The organism is Fibrobacter sp. UWB15, assembly GCF_900177705.1.
Taxonomy (GTDB): domain Bacteria; phylum Fibrobacterota; class Fibrobacteria; order Fibrobacterales; family Fibrobacteraceae; genus Fibrobacter.
In genome coordinates, this window is record NZ_FXBA01000001.1 from 130,308 (window position 1) to 146,059 (window position 15,752).

Annotated in this window: 15 protein-coding genes; 12 read left to right on the top strand and 3 right to left on the bottom strand. The window is 51.2% G+C overall.

Going from position 1 to position 15,752, the window contains the following annotated elements:
* Positions 1 to 18 precede the first annotated feature (18 nt).
* Positions 19 to 2,382 (top strand): formylglycine-generating enzyme family protein, encoded by a 2,364-nt coding sequence (locus B9Y58_RS00555; RefSeq protein ID WP_158278293.1) that lies wholly within the window; start codon positions 19 to 21, stop codon positions 2,380 to 2,382.
* The gene (locus B9Y58_RS00560) at positions 2,382 to 2,951 is read left to right on the top strand and encodes a hypothetical protein (RefSeq protein WP_073053380.1); all 570 of its coding nucleotides are present in this window, start codon (positions 2,382 to 2,384) and stop codon (positions 2,949 to 2,951) included. Before B9Y58_RS00555 ends, B9Y58_RS00560 begins: the two co-directional genes overlap by 1 nt.
* Positions 2,952 to 3,046: 95 nt before the next feature.
* Here B9Y58_RS00560 and ychF read toward each other — a convergent pair whose 3' ends face one another.
* Complete coding sequence (ychF, locus tag B9Y58_RS00565; RefSeq protein WP_073053382.1) at positions 3,047 to 4,144, bottom strand: redox-regulated ATPase YchF; 1,098 nt, start codon at positions 4,142 to 4,144, stop codon at positions 3,047 to 3,049.
* Between the two features lie 120 nt (positions 4,145 to 4,264).
* Here ychF and B9Y58_RS00570 point away from each other — a divergent pair, with 120 nt between their 5' ends.
* From B9Y58_RS00570 to B9Y58_RS00580, 3 genes are read left to right on the top strand one after another with little or no spacing between them, the layout of a single operon-like run.
* Complete coding sequence (locus B9Y58_RS00570) at positions 4,265 to 5,629, top strand: MATE family efflux transporter (RefSeq protein WP_233247787.1); 1,365 nt, start codon at positions 4,265 to 4,267, stop codon at positions 5,627 to 5,629.
* A gap of 13 nt (positions 5,630 to 5,642) precedes the next feature.
* Positions 5,643 to 6,815, top strand: a complete 1,173-nt coding sequence (locus B9Y58_RS00575; protein ID WP_073053384.1) for a hypothetical protein — start codon at positions 5,643 to 5,645, stop codon at positions 6,813 to 6,815.
* An 8-nt stretch (positions 6,816 to 6,823) separates the two neighbouring features.
* Complete coding sequence (locus B9Y58_RS00580; RefSeq protein ID WP_073053389.1) at positions 6,824 to 7,954, top strand: hypothetical protein; 1,131 nt, start codon at positions 6,824 to 6,826, stop codon at positions 7,952 to 7,954.
* 5 nt (positions 7,955 to 7,959) lie between these two features.
* Here B9Y58_RS00580 and B9Y58_RS00585 read toward each other — a convergent pair whose 3' ends face one another.
* Positions 7,960 to 8,865 carry a tyrosine-type recombinase/integrase gene (locus B9Y58_RS00585; protein ID WP_073053390.1) on the bottom strand — a complete coding sequence of 302 codons (906 nt, stop codon included), beginning with the start codon at positions 8,863 to 8,865 and terminating at the stop codon, positions 7,960 to 7,962.
* A 58-nt stretch (positions 8,866 to 8,923) separates the two neighbouring features.
* Between B9Y58_RS00585 and B9Y58_RS00590 the strand changes: the two genes are divergently transcribed.
* The 5 genes from B9Y58_RS00590 (at position 8,924) to B9Y58_RS00610 (ending at position 13,655) form a co-directional block, all read left to right on the top strand.
* Entirely contained in the window at positions 8,924 to 10,192 is a 1,269-nt protein-coding gene (locus tag B9Y58_RS00590; RefSeq protein ID WP_073053391.1) for a PorV/PorQ family protein, read from the top strand.
* A 24-nt stretch (positions 10,193 to 10,216) separates the two neighbouring features.
* Positions 10,217 to 10,888: an STAS domain-containing protein gene (locus tag B9Y58_RS00595; protein ID WP_073053392.1), complete on the top strand. Its 672-nt coding sequence runs from the start codon at positions 10,217 to 10,219 to the stop codon at positions 10,886 to 10,888.
* 82 nt (positions 10,889 to 10,970) lie between these two features.
* Positions 10,971 to 11,813 (top strand): M23 family metallopeptidase, encoded by an 843-nt coding sequence (locus B9Y58_RS00600; RefSeq protein WP_233247788.1) that lies wholly within the window; start codon positions 10,971 to 10,973, stop codon positions 11,811 to 11,813.
* A gap of 13 nt (positions 11,814 to 11,826) precedes the next feature.
* Positions 11,827 to 12,945 carry a hypothetical protein gene (locus tag B9Y58_RS00605; protein WP_233247789.1) on the top strand — a complete coding sequence of 373 codons (1,119 nt, stop codon included), beginning with the start codon at positions 11,827 to 11,829 and terminating at the stop codon, positions 12,943 to 12,945.
* Positions 12,942 to 13,655: an NUDIX domain-containing protein gene (locus B9Y58_RS00610; RefSeq protein WP_073053398.1), complete on the top strand. Its 714-nt coding sequence runs from the start codon at positions 12,942 to 12,944 to the stop codon at positions 13,653 to 13,655. Before B9Y58_RS00605 ends, B9Y58_RS00610 begins: the two co-directional genes overlap by 4 nt.
* A gap of 3 nt (positions 13,656 to 13,658) precedes the next feature.
* Here B9Y58_RS00610 and B9Y58_RS00615 read toward each other — a convergent pair whose 3' ends face one another.
* Positions 13,659 to 13,871, bottom strand: a complete 213-nt coding sequence (locus B9Y58_RS00615; protein WP_073053400.1) for a hypothetical protein — start codon at positions 13,869 to 13,871, stop codon at positions 13,659 to 13,661.
* A 245-nt stretch (positions 13,872 to 14,116) separates the two neighbouring features.
* Between B9Y58_RS00615 and rimP the strand changes: the two genes are divergently transcribed.
* Together rimP and nusA are read left to right on the top strand one after the other, a co-directional pair.
* Positions 14,117 to 14,563 carry a ribosome maturation factor RimP gene (gene rimP, locus B9Y58_RS00620; RefSeq protein WP_073053401.1) on the top strand — a complete coding sequence of 149 codons (447 nt, stop codon included), beginning with the start codon at positions 14,117 to 14,119 and terminating at the stop codon, positions 14,561 to 14,563.
* Between the two features lie 15 nt (positions 14,564 to 14,578).
* On the top strand, positions 14,579 to 15,748 hold the full coding sequence (nusA, locus tag B9Y58_RS00625) for a transcription termination factor NusA (RefSeq protein WP_072800166.1): 1,170 nt from the start codon (positions 14,579 to 14,581) through the stop codon (positions 15,746 to 15,748).
* Positions 15,749 to 15,752 lie beyond the last annotated feature (4 nt).

The following is a 15,752-nucleotide window of genomic DNA, read 5'->3' on the forward strand; positions in this document are numbered from 1 at the left end:
ATGAGAATAGGAGAAAATATGTCCTTTACACGAATGCTTCCGCTTTTGTTGCTGTTGCCGATTCTGATTTGGGCAGCTGATAGCGACAAGAATTTCAGGATTCCCCCTACTATGTTTAAAGAGGGTGTTCTGATGGAGCCTGTCGCCAATATGGCGATTGTCAAAAAGGAAACCATGATCTTGTCGGAAGCCCCGATGGTTCCTCTCCGCCCGAACATCATGTTCATGCGCCATAAGAAGGGACCTAAGGAATATCTCTGGTTCTCCGGTCCTATCGATGCTAAGAATTTCGAAAAACTACATGCCTTTAGCTTGGCAGACAACTATCTGAAACCGGCCGAAGTCATGCTTTTGCGTTTTTACGGTTCTCAGACTTCCAGAGCCTTCCAGGATGAAGCCGATATTTACTTTGATAAAGAATATCTGTATTCTCCCCGCGTGCCCAAACTTTATTTCAGAAAAAATGGCCAGTGGCAGACCATCCATGAAACGGATCGCCCGGGAATCATTTCACTCAAGTCCAATATCAAGGGACTGGAAGCGATTTCTCTGACCGCGCCCATGAAAGAAGTGCCGTCTCTGCTGTACCCTATAAATCCGGGAATGTATGCTTTCTCTTTCTCTGCTCCGAATTATCTGCCTTATGTAGACGCCGTTTCTGTTCCCGGTGGCTCCATGGTGGAACTTAAACCGGAGTTGCCGGTTGTAGATACTGCCTCCAAGGTCAAGGCAACGACCACGGTGACTTTGCATGCGGTTTCTGTTGCCAAGACTCTCGAAGAAACCGAACACCTGTTTGACGTTCTTACTCACGATGTCCAGAATTCTATCGAAAAGGTGGACACCAACGAATTTGACAAGATTTACCCGAAACTCCGCAAGCCGCTCTTGCTGGGCGTTTCTTCCGACGATAGCGTTTATGTCCAGTATCGCAAACGTTACGAGGGCAAGCGCGACGAAGCCAAACTTTACTGGCGTATGAACAGGATGGGGTCTGCCAGTGTCGTGAATGTGGCCTTGCGTCGTAAAATCGACAGCCTGCAGGCTATTCCTCATAAGGTTTCCCTCGTGCCTACGTCTATTGAAGCGGTTAACGACGAAAAACTCTGCGAAGACGTAATCGATTCTGTTGCCATGCGTGAGCAGGCTAAACAGGATTCCATTGCGAAGGCAAATGCACCCAAGGATACGACAGTCAAGGACTCTACAGCCGCCGCTGCCGTTCCCGCCGAACCCGTAATCAAGACGAAACGTGTGTGCAGAATGGCCGCAGTCCGCATTAACTATGGTAAGAAGGGAGATCGTTATGACGTGTCTTGGGTCGGCAATGCCGAAGGCTATACCGCCGATTCCCTGTTTGCCCTGCTAACGTCGGGTGCTTCTTCTCGAGCCACGATCACGATCGAAAGAAACAAGCCCGTGTGGATTTACCATGAAGGCGACTTGAAGGGACGTCACCATTACCGCTATATCAAGCACGAACTGGTGGTGAACGATAAGCCGGTCAAGAGCCAAGGTGTCTTTGAACTCCCGCAGTACATTTACGACGACCCCGAAGTTCAGGAATGGCTGAACCGCCCGGTGGAAGAAGCTGCCCATAAGGTGCAGGAACCCAAGCCCAAGGTGCTTAAGGTTGACGAAAGCGGCGTAGTGATGGATGTTTCCATGAAGGTGCCGCGCGTCATTCGCGATCGCGACCGTGGTACGGTGGCCTTGATCGATTCCGGGTCCTTCCGTTACAAGGGTAAGGTCGTGGCTCTGTCTCCCTATGCAATTCATACCACTGAAGTCACCCAGCAGTTCTTCAAGGATGTAATGGCCAAGGTGGATTCTACGAAGCGCATCGAGGATCGTTCTACCTTTACGGGCCCCCGTCATCCGGTACATAACATTACCTGGACCGACGCTCAAGAATTCTGCAAGGCTATCGGTGGTGACTTGCCCACGGAAGCCCAGTGGGAATTTGCCGGTCGCGCCGACAACAACGAAGGTGCTCTCTGGACACTTGACGAAAACCCGAACCCGGGTGTGTACGCCATTTACAAGGCTAACTCCTATAGCCGCGGTAAGAAGAGCCCCGAATACGGTCCGCAGCCGGTAAGCACCAAGAAGCCTAACGCCTGGGGCATTTTCGACATGTCGGGTAACGTTGCCGAATGGACCAAGGACAAGTACTTCATGTTCTCGGTCTGGGTAGAATCTTCTAACCCGACGGGTGCCATGATGGGCTCTACCAAGATTTACAAGGGTGGTTCCTGGAAAGACAAGGAATCTCTCTTGAACCTGACTGAAAGTGATGACGAAGATCCGCGCTACTGGTCTGATGCCATCGGTTTCCGTTGCGCATTCCCGAGAAACCTCTTTGAAGGTCAACTGAAATAATGAATGAAAAAACGATGCGCCTTTTTAAAAGGCTGACTGCGATTCCCTATTTGCTGGTGATTGTGGCATTGCTCTTGCCACTGGCAAATGTTTCTTGTGCCGAAAAGGATGTGGTGGCCGAGCCCAACCTGTATGAGCTTGCCATGGGCCTCGATTTGGAACAGGAACTGAAAGAACCGGCTTTGGGTATTCTGAAAAAAATGGAAACAGGGAATCCTTCTGCCATGGAAAAGTTCCGGCAGACCATGCCCCATTTCCCGAAGATGGAACCGTTGCCGTTCCTTTATGTCATTTTGGTGGGGGCGGTTCTTGCGGGGCTGTTCGCTTTGCTGACTCCGCTGGGATCCATTACTATGGGAATGCTCACGATGGTTTCGATGTGGTTTTTCCTTTCAAGACTAGCTCAGATTAATTCCGCAATGGGAGTCCCCTTGCTGCAGGTGGAACCCGGTCCCGGAATTCATGCGGCATCGTTCATGATTCTGATAGGAACTGCGATGAACCTCGCGACAATCATCCGGCCGATTGTAGAAGAAATCAAGGCAAAACGCGCCGCGAAAAAGAAGTAAAAAAACTCGCCAAAAGAAAAAACTCGCCATAAGGCGAGTTTTTTAATGTGTAGTGTGAAATGTGTAATGATTAATTCCACATCCCACATTCCACATTACACATTGAACAGGAAGTACATGATGTCGCCATCCTGTACCACGTAGTCCTTGCCTTCGGTGCGGACAAGGCCTGCTTCCTTGGCGGCGTTCCAACTGCCATGCTTTAGGAAGTCTTCGTAGCTCAAGGTTTCTGCGCGAATAAAGCCGCGTTCGAAGTCGGTGTGAATCACGCCTGCGCATTGCGGGGCCTTGTAGCCTGCGTGGAACGTCCAGGCGCGGCATTCCTTTTCGCCGGCGGTAAAGAAGGTACGCAGTCCGAGGATTTCGTAACCCTTACGGACCACGGCGTCGAGGCCCGATTCCTTCATGCCGAGTTCCTTCAGGAATTCGGCCTTGTCCGCAGGTTCCATGGCAGAGAGTTCTTCTTCGATCTTGCCGCTGATCATGATGACTTCGTGGCCGTTTGCGGCGGCGTATTCCTTGAGCTTTTCTACGTAGGCGTTACCGGTGAGGATGTCGTCTTCCTTCACGTTGGCGCAGTAGAAGAGCGGTTTTGCGGTCAGCAAGGCCAAGTCTTTCACGATGAGTTCCATTTCTTCGCTGTCGTGCATCACGGTGCGGGCGGCCTTGCCTTCCTGGAAGGCGTCGCGGAGTTTTTCGCAAGCGGCGAGGCGGGCCTTGGCTTCGGCCCCCCCCATGCGGGCGGCCTTGGCTTCGGTGGCGAGGCGCTTTTCGACAGAGTCGAGGTCTTTTAGAATCAGTTCGGTCTCGATGATTTCCACGTCGCGGACCGGGTCTACGGAACCGTGCACGTGCACAATGTTTTCGTCATCGAAGCAGCGAATGACTTCCATGATAGCTTCGCATTCACGAATGTGGGTCAGGAACTGGTTGCCGAGGCCTTCGCCCTGGGCGGCACCCTTTACAAGACCTGCAATGTCCACAAATTCTGTAACGGCGGGAACGATGGATTTCGGATTGTAGACCTTGACCAGTTCGTCGAGGCGGCTGTCCGGCACGCTCACCATGCCCACGTTCGGTTCGATGGTGCAGAAGGGGTAGTTGGCCGCTTCGGCGCCGGCGTTGGTGATGGCGTTAAAGATGGTGGACTTGCCCACGTTGGGGAGGCCTACGATACCGCATTTAAAACCCATGATAATCTCCAGTTTTGGCGGCTACCTATCTGCCGCTCGTTTTTTTGCGATGTAAAGGTAGAAAAATGCCCTTGTAGGCTGTCCCATGAAAATCTAAATTTACGCCCGTTTTTAAGGTTCATGGTCAAGAAACTTATGGCTAGCCACTCGTCAAAGACGAACATCGATATGCTGAATGGCTCCCTTGGGAGAAAAATCCTGAGGTTTGCCATTCCTATTGCCTTGAGCAGTATTTTCCAGCAGATGTTTAACTTGGCAGATGTCGCCGTGGTGGGGCAGTTTGCGGGTGACAAGGCTTTGGCGGCCGTTGGCGCAAATACCTTCGTCATCAATTTGCTGATCAACTTGTTCGTGGGCATTTCGGTCGGGGCGAATGTGGTGGTAGCCAATTCCATTGGCGAGCGAAGCTACCGTTCTATCACCCGCAGCGTTCATACGTCGGTGATGGTATCGTTCTTTAGTGGGATTTTGCTTTCGTTTGTGGGAATCTTTTTTGCAAGGCCGATTCTTGAGTTGATTTCGACTCCGGTAGACGTGTTGGACATGGCGGTGCGATACCTGCAAATCTACTTTGCGGGAATGCCCTTCGTGATGGTGTATAACTTTGTGTCGGCGGTCTTGCGCAGCAAGGGCGATACAAAACGCCCGCTGTACGTGCTTATGGTGGCGGGTGCGGTGAACGTGGTACTGAACCTGATTTTGGTGGCCGGCTTTGACATGGGCGTGTCGGGCGTGGCGATTGCGACAGTGTTTGCAAATACCATCAGTGGCGTTACGTTGTTCTACCTCCTGTTGCATGAGGTGGGCCCATTTAAGTTGGAGTTCTGGAAGTTGCGTGTGACGCCCTTCTTCTTGAGCCGCATTCTGCGCGTGGGGATTCCGACAGGGCTTCGCGGCGTCGTGTTCTCGTTTAGCAATGTGTGCCTGCAGTCGGCTATCAATAGCCTCGGTTCTGCAACGGTGGCGGCTTCGTCGATAGCCCTCAATTACGAATTCGTGGTGTACTACTGGCTGAGTTCTTTTTCGCAGGCGTGCGTGACTTTCGTGGGGCAGAATTACGGCGCGAAGAATATGGAACGTTGCCGCCGTACGGTCCGCTGGTCGCTTTTGCTGGGGTGTTGCTCTACAGTTGTCTTGAGCGCGCTTTGCTGCATTTTCGCAAAGCCCATGCTGAGCGTGTTTACGTCCAATGTCGAAATTATTGAAATTGCATCTATCCGTATGTATGTGGTGGTGGGGCTCCTGGCGATCAACGTGTTCCTGGATGTGTTTTCAGGAGCGCTTTCGGGAATGGGCAAGTCCCTGGCTCCGGCCCTTACCTGCATGGTCGGCGTTTGCGGAATCCGCATTCTCTGGGTGATTTTCGTGTTCCCTCGGTACAAATCTTTCGCTTCGCTGATGGTTGTATACCCGATAAGCTGGATTCTTACGATTTCTGTTATCGCGGGAATCTATTTCTACCATGTGAGACGTGTCAAGTTTTAGTATATTTCGGACAATGCGTTATTTAAAACTCGCCTCATTGTCTTTATTATTTGCCCTTTCGGCTTGTGTTTACGAGCCGGAACAGTTTGCGGGTTCTGAAACCTCCAATGAAAAGACTGAAACGGGCTCGATTGTTGCGGTGAACGGTGGCAAGCAAATTTGCAACCCTTCCGTTTCCCAGGATCCTGAAAATTATCCGGCTGCAATGCTTTGGCTGAACTTTGGCGGCAAGCTGAATGTAGAAGCCCCCGATTCCGTGTACACGACTTCGAAGGTGGTGCAGCATGACCGTCTTTCGGTGTCCGACACCTCGGGTAAGGTTCTTTGGTATTTGATGCGTGATACTGAAGCGGGCGATTGCCAGTTCCAGGATCCGGAATGGAGTACGCACCCGAACTATATTGTGGCGCTCCGTGCTTACGATACCAAGGGGAACAAGGCTTGCGAAAATCTGGATTATGGCGTTTTTGCAGTCCGTATGTCTGACAAGAAACAGTTCTTCTTCTACGACAAGGATATTAGCGAATTTGCGACTCCGCACTTGTGGGTAAGTCCCGATGCCGTGCTTGATTCTTCGGCCGATGATTCCAAGGTTGAAGGATTCTTCGGCACAAGCGATGTGCGTCTGGTTTATGTGAACAAGAAAGACCAGATTGTATTTGTGGACTACGCCAATGGCGGAGCCAAGAAGGCCATTACGCTCAAGAAACCCTCCGGTGTCGATGGCTGGATGATGGATAGCCCCATGATTTCGCCGGATGGCAAGTATGTAGTTTACAACGTGATTAACGCTGCGATGACGGGTTGGCGCTCCTTTATTCAGGAACTTTCGAAGGACGCAGAACCGTATGAAATCGAAAAGAATTCCGGTATGATTTCTGAACCGGTTCAGCCGCACTGGTTCTCTTTTGCCGGACGCCTTTTTGTGGTATGGGCGGAATTTCCGCAGGGTTCGCAGTACGTGAACAAGAATGATTTGTCTGATGAATCGGTGCAAAACGGTAGCGCAGGCCGTACGGTGATGCGTGAAATCAAGTTGGCTGCTAATGCCCCTGCAGACCTTGCATTTGAATGGGTCGACAACGCCAAAGAAATTGCGCAGATCCCGATGATTGGTGGACGTTCGCCTGATGGATTTTTCTTGGCAACCGGTGCGAACAATGGCTATTTGCTGAAACTCCCGTGAGGTAAAAGATGAAGAAGAATTTATTTAGCGGGATTTTGTCTGGCGTTGCCTTGGCTCTAGTGGCAGGTGGCGCATTTTATGCCGGTTTTAATGCTCCTGTAGAAGTTTCGACTCCGTGGAAATCTATCGGTGGCTGCGGTGCGGGCGGCTCCGGTGGTGGTTCGGGCGATGGCATCAAGTGGATAGGCCAGGGTGTTTCTGGCGGTTACCTCGAAGTCGAAGCGTTTACCAAGTATACGGTCGGCCAGAATTTCACGGGTGTCTCGTTCACGCCGCATCTGTCTATCAAGCCGACTTGGTCAACCAAGCTCGGTGTGTCAATTCCTTGGATGAGCCATAGCGGCGAAGTGCAGTACCGCAGTAACCAAATTCCGGCAGACCGCACTACGGGCGGCGTGGGCGATGTGTCCATTGACTTTAGCAAGACAATCGGTAGCGGTGGTGCCGCATCGCTTTCGGCAAGTCTCACCATACCCACGGGTCAGTACGACATCAAACGCGGTACGGATTCCGGCAAGGAACTGTTGCCGAGCAGTTTCCAGAAGGGCTCGGGCCTGTATTCGCTTACGCTCGGTTGGGACTACAGCCGCGATACCGACAAGGGAATCTGGCTTTACGGCCTTAGCTACACGCACCCGTTTGCCATGCACCTGATTTCGGGAGAGAACGAATTCAACGATTCTTACTGGAAGGACATGGAACACGAAGGCGACCGCTTTGAATACCGCTTCAAGCCTTATGGCGAAAACGATTTGGGCGCCTACACTCCGCCTTCGGTGGGTGGCTCCATTGCTTACGGCTATCGCGGTCGTCCGGGAATCGTGCAGAGCTTCGGCGTGAATATCTCGGTGCCGCTCGGAGTTGCATGGATCAATTCCGAAAAGGTCGGAACTTACGACCCGCGCCCCGACCCCGATCATCAGGCGTGGTCCGTGGCGTTTGCCTACGGCATCGAATTTTCGAATGCGGACTTCCCGGTGTTCCTCGCGGTCTCCTTACCGCTCCACGACAAGAGTAACGCCGCTGACCCCGATGACGAATACGACGAAAGCCCCATGCGCAAGTGGGACGCTCCCGACTGGAGTGACTTTGGCCAACAGTGGACTATCGCCGTCGGCATCAAGGGAAGTTTCTTCTAAAAAAATTAAGCACGCGGGTGCGTTTTCTTGAAAGCTTCTCGCAGGCGTTCTGCATTTACATGAGTATAGACCTGAGTGGTGGAGATGTTCGAATGCCCGAGCATCTCTTTGACGCTCATGATTTCGGCGCCGTTTTCGAGCAGGTGCGTAGCAAAGCTATGGCGGAGCACGTGCGGGCTCGCTTTACCTTCCCAACCGATTTCGCGGAGCAGGTGCTGGATGTCGTTTCGAAGCGTGCGCAGGCCGAAAGGCTTGCCGTCTTCGCTCAGGAATACGTAGCCCGTGGCAGTGGGCATGTGCCCCGCCTGCATTTGCATTTGTTTGTAATTTGCGATGCGGTCGATGAAACTTTCGGTAAGCGGAACAATGCGTTCCTTGTTGCCCTTGCCGAGCACGCGTACGAGTTTGGCGTTAGTGTCGATGCGGTCCCAGGTGAGATTCTGGCATTCCGAAATGCGGAGCCCGGATCCGTAGATGAGCTCGAGCAGAATGCGCGCCCGTACCTGCGGGAGTTTTGCGTCGGCAGGCAGTTCCGGAAATTTTTCTTCGGCTAGGTCTTTTTGTCCAAGAACGTTCACCAAGCGCTTGGGGCGTTTGGGCATGGGGACGTTTTCGGCCGGATTCTTTTCGCAAATTTTGCTCTTGACCAGGTACTTGCCGAAACTCTTTAGGGCGGCCAAGTGTTCGCAAATGCTTGTAGGCGCAAGTTTCTGCTTCATCTTCAAGTCCCACACGAACGTCTTGACGCTCGATTCCGAGAATGCGTTTAGCGGAAATTCGGCTGCGCCTTCGCCGAGATGTTCCAGAAATTTTGTGAGCGACTTGCGGTACGTGTCGATTGTGCGCGGCGAAAAACGTCGCCGGTCCGCGATGTACTGTAAATATTGCTCGATGTGTTCCGAAAGGTTCATCTAAAATACTTTTTCACTGGTCTGCAAACCAAAAATAATCTATCTTGAAGGTCAAAGTATGACATTTGCGAAAAATTCTGTTTGTATTGCTTTAATTGCTGTTGCGAATTCTTTTGCCGCCGACCGAGTGGTAGGTGCGAATGCGACCTTGGATATTGAACCGGGTGCGCGTTCTGCCGCATTGGGTTCTGCGACAATGGCCGTCGATGGCGATTACCTGGGGCTCATGTCGAACCCCTACCAGCTTGCAAATGTGAATTACGCATGGGCTTCTTTTTCGCATACCGAATACTATGAAGATACAAAGTATGACTACGCCTCGGCGGTGGTGCCGCTCGGGGTGGGTCAGGGCTTAGGTATTTCTTTTTCAAGATTCGGTGCAGACGATATTCCCTACATTAAAGAGGGCGAACCCCTGCCCGAAGGTTCCAACTACAACACGCTTTCTATTGCAGACTGGGTGTTTTCGGCAACCTTCGGCCGTAAGCTCACCAAGCGCCTGGATTTAGGTATCGGGTTCCATGGCCTTTACCGCGAAATGGATCAGAGCGGCTGGGGCTTCCGCGGCGATGCCGGACTTCGCTTTAATGCGGTCGATGAACTTTACTTGTCGGCCCTCTTGAAGGGCTGGACGTCTTCGGCGACCAGTTGGGAATCGGGCGAGTTCGAATACTCTTCTCCGGAGTTGTATGTCGCTGCCAGTTACGGACTTCCGGTGCCTTACCTGTATGGCAAGTTGAACCTGTATTGGCAGGGTGCCGAACTTTTGCACCGTGAAGCTCGCGACCTGGATTACGAAATGGACCAGTCCCGCGGCAAGCGCGTGTGGGAAAATCCGCTGGATTGGCTTTCGGGCGGTCGCGGCGGTATCGAATACACCTTCGACTTTGGCCTTTCGCTCCGTGCGGGCCTTTCGAGCTTTACCACGCTCCAGAGCGTGACCGCGGGTGCGGGTCTAGTTATTGCAAAATTTGTAAAAGTCGACTACGCGTTCGAATCGCACCCGGTACTTTCTCCGGTGCATCGCGTAAGCGTGAGCATCAGTCCGTACTTGTTTAGCCATGCGCCTAGGTCGGGCACGCCGGAGGCAACTCCGGCAGTCAGCAAGAACCTGACTGAAGAACCCGAAGAAAGCGACGCCGCCTACGAAGCGATGGAACGGGAGTCTTACGAAGCGCCTGCGGCATCCGAAGTGCCTGCCGCTACAGAGTCCGCCGCACCTTCTGAAAGTGCAGTCGAAGAACTCGTCCCGGCTCCGGAACAGGTACAAAATCGGTCAAAAAAGCCAAATATCGTTGAATCGGACGATGAGGTCCTTGAACCCTAACCAATATTAGTCTATATTTTTAGCATGCCCCAATTAAAGAATTATCGCGAAGTTGGAATTTTTGATTTGTTGTCGGCCCCCTTGAATCCGATTGGGGCTTTCGACGCAGAACAGTTTAAGAAAGACGTTCGCGCTTTACTCGCCGAAAAGACAGACGAAAAGTTTTTGGCAGTCGACTTGACTGGTCTTGATTTTGTCTATAGCGATGCCTATAATGCATTTATCCAGTTCCAGCAGGAAATGGACGATCGTAAGGGTATGTTTGCCATTTTGACGAACAACCAGACGATTCTGGAAGGCCTCAAAAAGGCAGGTCTCGACAAGAACATCAAGGTCTTTGCATACGAAGCAGACATGATGTCGTTCTCGCTGCAGGCTAGTGCTCCTGCCGAAATTAAACCCGAAGTCGATATTGTTCCCGAAGAACCGGCTCCGGTTGCCTCCCAGAATATGGGCAGCACCATGGGCTCTATCGAAGGCGCTCCGTCTGCACACTTGGACCGTCATACAGGTGCACATCGTCGCTTTACCAAGAGCTTCAACGCGATTGCTAAAGAAGAACCCGAGGAAAATTCCAAGAAGAAGGGTCTAGACGTTCCGTTCGATGACGAACCGTCCTCGGCAAAGACTGTGATTATCGTAGTACTCTTGTTGCTTGCAGCGGTGGGCGGAATTCTCGCGTTCTTCTGCATCTAGTCCGATGCCTGTTGAGTTTCAAGAATACAAAAGAAAGCGTAAATCTTTCAATAATCAACATAAGTTCCCATTAATCCGGCTTGTGCTTGTTGCCGTAGCCGCCTTTATGGCGTATTGGTCGGGGCTTGTTTCTAAAATAGCCAATGCGCTTCCGCTCCCGGGCAATAAAGAAGAAATTCCTGTTGAAACTTGGGAAACGCGTTGTGCCGCTTATGGTGGTACGCCCTTCCTGTTAAAACAGAGCCTTGCCCAGTGTTCCTGGATTGTCGTGGATTCTGTTCCGGCGCGTCGCTTGCCGAATCCGTTCCTGCGTTACGTGGCGGGGCTTCGCAAGTCCGAAAAGTCCAAACTCCATTGGATAGCCCCGGTGCAAAATATTGAAAGCCCCTTGTTGGTGATGCACGAAGACAGTACGACCGCGGTCTATTTGCGTTATATGAAGCCTGATTCCTCCTACATATGGGTATCCAAGGCGACGGGTTGCAAGTTCCCGGGAGTGTGCCCGAGGCTTCCGTTGGAGTGGTCTGCATTTTCAATTGATGAAGGCTTTGACTTCGAAGGCCAGGAATCCTTGCTTGCCATGGATGTCTTTAGCGGTATTGGAGAGGCGCCTATTTATCCGGTGCTTTCGGGGCGCGTTCTTGAATCGGGCAAAGATTCTTTAGGTTACTTTGTTGAAATTGACCACGGTTACAATGTAACCAGCAAGACGTCGGGTATGGGCGCCTTGAACGACTCTTTGTCGGTGGGCGATTCTGTTGGTGTGCAATCGGTGCTTGGCAGGCTTTCTCCGAAAGACAGCGCCACCTTCTTTTTGTCTGTCCGCTTGAATGGTCAATTCGTTCGCTGGAATGAATTTTATGCTTCGACCCATCCGGTCTCTCCAGATTCCATTGTGGCATTTGAAAAATTGAACGGTTTTTAATACCTTTGGTCTCATGAACCGTCTTCATTTTAAATACATGATTTTAGGTTTGCTGTGGATCGTGTTTGCGGTCGCTTTTTTTGTGGGCTGCGAAAAAGGTTCCGATGGTCCCTTGAAAGTATCCGAAGACGATTTTTCTTACAATGACGAAGGTTTCTTTGCGTATGCGCGTCTTGATTCTGGTAAGACGATTCACTTGTCCAAGGATACACTGTATTTGGACATGGGTAAAATGTATACGTTTTCGAATTGTGCGCTGAAGACCATAGATTTGACCTACAGTAAGGAAGATTCTGTGCTGTGGATTGCACCGACGCTTCTTATTCGCGCAACGGCCGAAGATTGTGCCGCTCCTTTTTACCGCCCCGATACGACTCTTAAAATGTTGCTTTCGTCCGAACAGATGAAAGATGTTGGCGTCATCAAGGTGAAAAACGATGCCGATACCGCTTTGGATTCCATTATTCTTCGCCGCGGAAGTCTCAAGAAAGATACGTTCTACATGTATCTGGATTCCTCGTTTGCGGATCCGCACGCTTACCCCTTGCGTACAAAAGACAAAAAGGACGGCAAGGTTATTCCAACGGTCCTTCGCGTTCTCGATTCTCTGACGCCTCGCACGTTCTATTGGCGGACCATGAAGTCGAAGTGTACGCATCGCGTGGATATGTGTAAGGAAACGGTGGCCGATACCATTTACCCCCGCAGCTGGAATATTAACGATACAAACCTGGTGCCGGTGCATTACGCCTGTGCCGATTCCGATTCGGTGTACTGTATTAATTCCAAGTGGGAAAACGATTCGACGGAATTGGGGGCCGTTCAGGAACGCCCTGATACCATTTGGCATTACAATACCTACTATATCGAGAAGATTCCGGAATGTGGTGCCTATAGTTCCTTCTCGATTAGCAACTATACCATCGGTGACCGCATGCGCGTCATTCGCGAGGTGTTTACACCCGATAAGGAAGAATCTTTCTGTGGCCCCAATTCAAAGAAGGATTGGATGGTTTACAATGTGTCAGGCGGATCGATGATAACCGACTCTGACAGTATTTCCGTGTTGGATAGTTTGTCTGAACTTTGGAAAAAGGCTACGGTTGCTCCGGACACCTTGAAAGAAAAATGATAGAATACACCTATTCCCCTGAAATTGCCGAGGCTGACCGCCCGATTATCCTTGAATCCCGTATTTATAAGGATTGGCTCGAAAAATCTCAAGAAAAGTTCGTGGTGACCAAGGTCCACTTTTCGTCGGTGGATTTTTTGCGTAAAGGCCGCCAGCCGCTATTCATTAAACTTATCGCGACGGCAACACTTCCGGATGGCCGCCCGGTGCATGGAATCGTGCTTGTGCGCGGAAACGCCGTAGGTGTTCTGGTGGTACTCCGCTGTGAAGGCAAGAAGTATTTGCTGCTGGTAAAGCAGCCGCGATTTGCGATTAGCGAACAGGCATCTCTCGAAATTCCGGCGGGAATTTTAGACTGGACGGGCGATTACCGCAAGGTTGCCTTGAGTGAACTCGAAGAAGAAGCGCAAATCAAGGCCGATGATTCTGAACTGATTGATTTGATGGATTTTTGGTACAAGGGCAAGAGTGACGGCTTTGCCGCCAGCTGCGGGCTTTTAGATGAACGCATTCGTCTGTATGCCATTGAACGCGATGTGACGCCGGAACAGCTCAAGGCCATGGACGGCAAGGATCAGGAATACACCGAAGAAATCGAGTGGATTAAAACGGTGGTGCTCCCTTACGAAGAAGCCGCCCACGAGTTTATCGATGGAAAGAACTTGATTGCGCTCTTCTTGTACGAACGCTGGCTTGAGGCTAAAAAATAGGGCTTACCAGTTTCCGATGTTGTTGATGGTCAGGCCTAGGAAAAATATTGTCAGGTAGCCGTACCAGATGCCAGTAAGAACGTAGTTCAATTTACGCTTGTATGCCTTGGGTTCGTTCTTGTTTTTTTCGCGAATCACGAGAATGTTCTTGCGTAAAAAATAGGCACAGCCGGCGAGTCCGACCAAAGAAGCGAGAATCAAAAGTACGTAAGCCATGCAGTAAATGTAGCAATTATAGAATAGTAGGCAGTAGACAGTAGGCAGTAGACAGTAGGGAGTGATGAGAAATTAATCTCGCATCCCACATTTCCCCTTTTTCCCCTCATTTCATGAAAATCCAGTTGCCTAAGGGCAAAAAATTTTCTCTATTTGTTCTGTCTTGACGTTCGTGGACCCGATTTAGGCTTAAATGAGCAGATTTCGGGGCCGTATGCGAACGCCGTTTATTATACGAGGTCTATTTGGTAGCCCAGAAATTGGATACATTGATTGCCCAGGCATGCGAAGCTGCCGGCGTGACATTGGTGGAACAGGACATGTTCCGCGCAGGCAAACGTAAAACGCTGCGCCTTTACATAGACAAGCCCGAAGGGGTGACAATCGACGACTGCTCTAACGTGAGCCGTCATTTGTCCGATGCCTTGGATCTGGATCCCGAAATTATTGAAGGTGCCTACACTTTGGAAGTGTCGTCGCCGGGGTTAGACCGCCCCCTTAAGTCGGTTGCAGATTTTACCCGCAATATCGGACGTTTTTTGCGGGTGACCCGCAGTACCGGTAAGCCTGTTACGGGCAAACTCGTTGCTGCTGACGAAGAAAATTTGACGCTCACCCTCAAGGGAAACGCAGGCGATGTCGTTGTGCCGCGTTCCGAGGTGCTTGTAGCGAAAGTGGATGTACAAATATAATAGGAAGGTCATTTTATGAAGAACGAACCGAAAGTCAACTTGCTCGATGTGCTGAAAGAAGTGGTCGAAGCCAAGGATATGGATGATTCCATTGTCATCAACGCGTTGAAGGAAGCCTTGGTGACGGCAGCGCGCAAGTACTTGCACATCGAAAAGAAGATCGATGTGGATTTCGATACAGAAACCAACGAAGTCCATGTGTTCTTGCGTGTGGCCGTTGTGGATGACTATCCGGACTACGACCCGAACATGACCGCCTCTGAAGTGGAAGAACTCGACAAGGGTTACATGCTGGTCGAAGAAGCCCGCGACTTCAATGAAGACGCTCAGCCGGGTGACTTCCTCGAAATGGAAATTCCTATCTCTGCATTCGGTCGCCAGGCCATTCAGACTGCAAAGCAACTCTTGAACCAGCAGATCCGCGATGCCGAACGCCAGAAGATCATGGACACCTACCGCAGCCGTATCGGTACCATGGTGAGCGGCGAAGTGCTCCGTCTTGAACAAAGTAATATCATCGTGAAGCTCGGCAAGCAGACCGAAGCCATGATCCCGGCTCGTGAACAGATCCGTCGCGAACGTTGGGCGCAGGGTAACTCCATCAAGGCCGTTATCGCTCGCGTGGAAGAATCTTCCAAGAACGGTGCCCAGGTAGTGCTGTCCCGCGCTAACGGTGACTTCCTCAAGGAACTCTTCCGTCAGGAAGTTCCCGAAATTTACGAAGGTACTGTCGAAATCAAGGGTGTTGCCCGTGAACCGGGTTTCCGCGCCAAGATTGCCGTGTACTCCCGTGACGAAAAGATTGACCCGGTCGGCGCTTGCGTCGGTATGAAGGGTGCCCGCGTGCAGACTATTGTGCGCGAACTCGGCAACGAACGTATCGACATCGTTCAGTGGAACCCGGATCTGGACACCTTCATTACCCGTGCCCTTACTCCGGCTAACGTAATCAAGCTGATTCACGTGCCCGATACTCGCCGCACGGTAGTGATTATCAGTGATGAAAACCTCGCTCTGGCAATTGGCAAGAACGGCCAGAACGTAAAGCTTGCTGCAGAACTTGTGCAGCGCAACCTCGATGTGTTCGGTGAAAACGAATGGAACCAGAAGGACGACGAAACCAAGGCTAAGATTACCTCTCCGTCCGCTGCCGATTTGAACCAGAACCGTAAGGCTGCTCGCTAATTTT

Coding starts and splice junctions, on each gene's coding strand:
- B9Y58_RS00585 (WP_073053390.1), bottom strand. CDS start 8,865: ATGAACCTTTCGGAACACATCGAGCAATATTTACAGTACATCGCGGAC.
- nusA (WP_072800166.1), top strand. CDS start 14,579: ATGAAGAACGAACCGAAAGTCAACTTGCTCGATGTGCTGAAAGAAGTG.
- B9Y58_RS00595 (WP_073053392.1), top strand. CDS start 10,217: ATGCCCCAATTAAAGAATTATCGCGAAGTTGGAATTTTTGATTTGTTG.
- B9Y58_RS00575 (WP_073053384.1), top strand. CDS start 5,643: ATGCGTTATTTAAAACTCGCCTCATTGTCTTTATTATTTGCCCTTTCG.
- B9Y58_RS00605 (WP_233247789.1), top strand. CDS start 11,827: ATGAACCGTCTTCATTTTAAATACATGATTTTAGGTTTGCTGTGGATC.
- ychF (WP_073053382.1), bottom strand. CDS start 4,144: ATGGGTTTTAAATGCGGTATCGTAGGCCTCCCCAACGTGGGCAAGTCC.
- B9Y58_RS00560 (WP_073053380.1), top strand. CDS start 2,382: ATGAATGAAAAAACGATGCGCCTTTTTAAAAGGCTGACTGCGATTCCC.
- B9Y58_RS00570 (WP_233247787.1), top strand. CDS start 4,265: ATGGTCAAGAAACTTATGGCTAGCCACTCGTCAAAGACGAACATCGAT.
- B9Y58_RS00590 (WP_073053391.1), top strand. CDS start 8,924: ATGACATTTGCGAAAAATTCTGTTTGTATTGCTTTAATTGCTGTTGCG.
- B9Y58_RS00555 (WP_158278293.1), top strand. CDS start 19: ATGTCCTTTACACGAATGCTTCCGCTTTTGTTGCTGTTGCCGATTCTG.
- B9Y58_RS00610 (WP_073053398.1), top strand. CDS start 12,942: ATGATAGAATACACCTATTCCCCTGAAATTGCCGAGGCTGACCGCCCG.
- B9Y58_RS00580 (WP_073053389.1), top strand. CDS start 6,824: ATGAAGAAGAATTTATTTAGCGGGATTTTGTCTGGCGTTGCCTTGGCT.
- B9Y58_RS00615 (WP_073053400.1), bottom strand. CDS start 13,871: ATGGCTTACGTACTTTTGATTCTCGCTTCTTTGGTCGGACTCGCCGGC.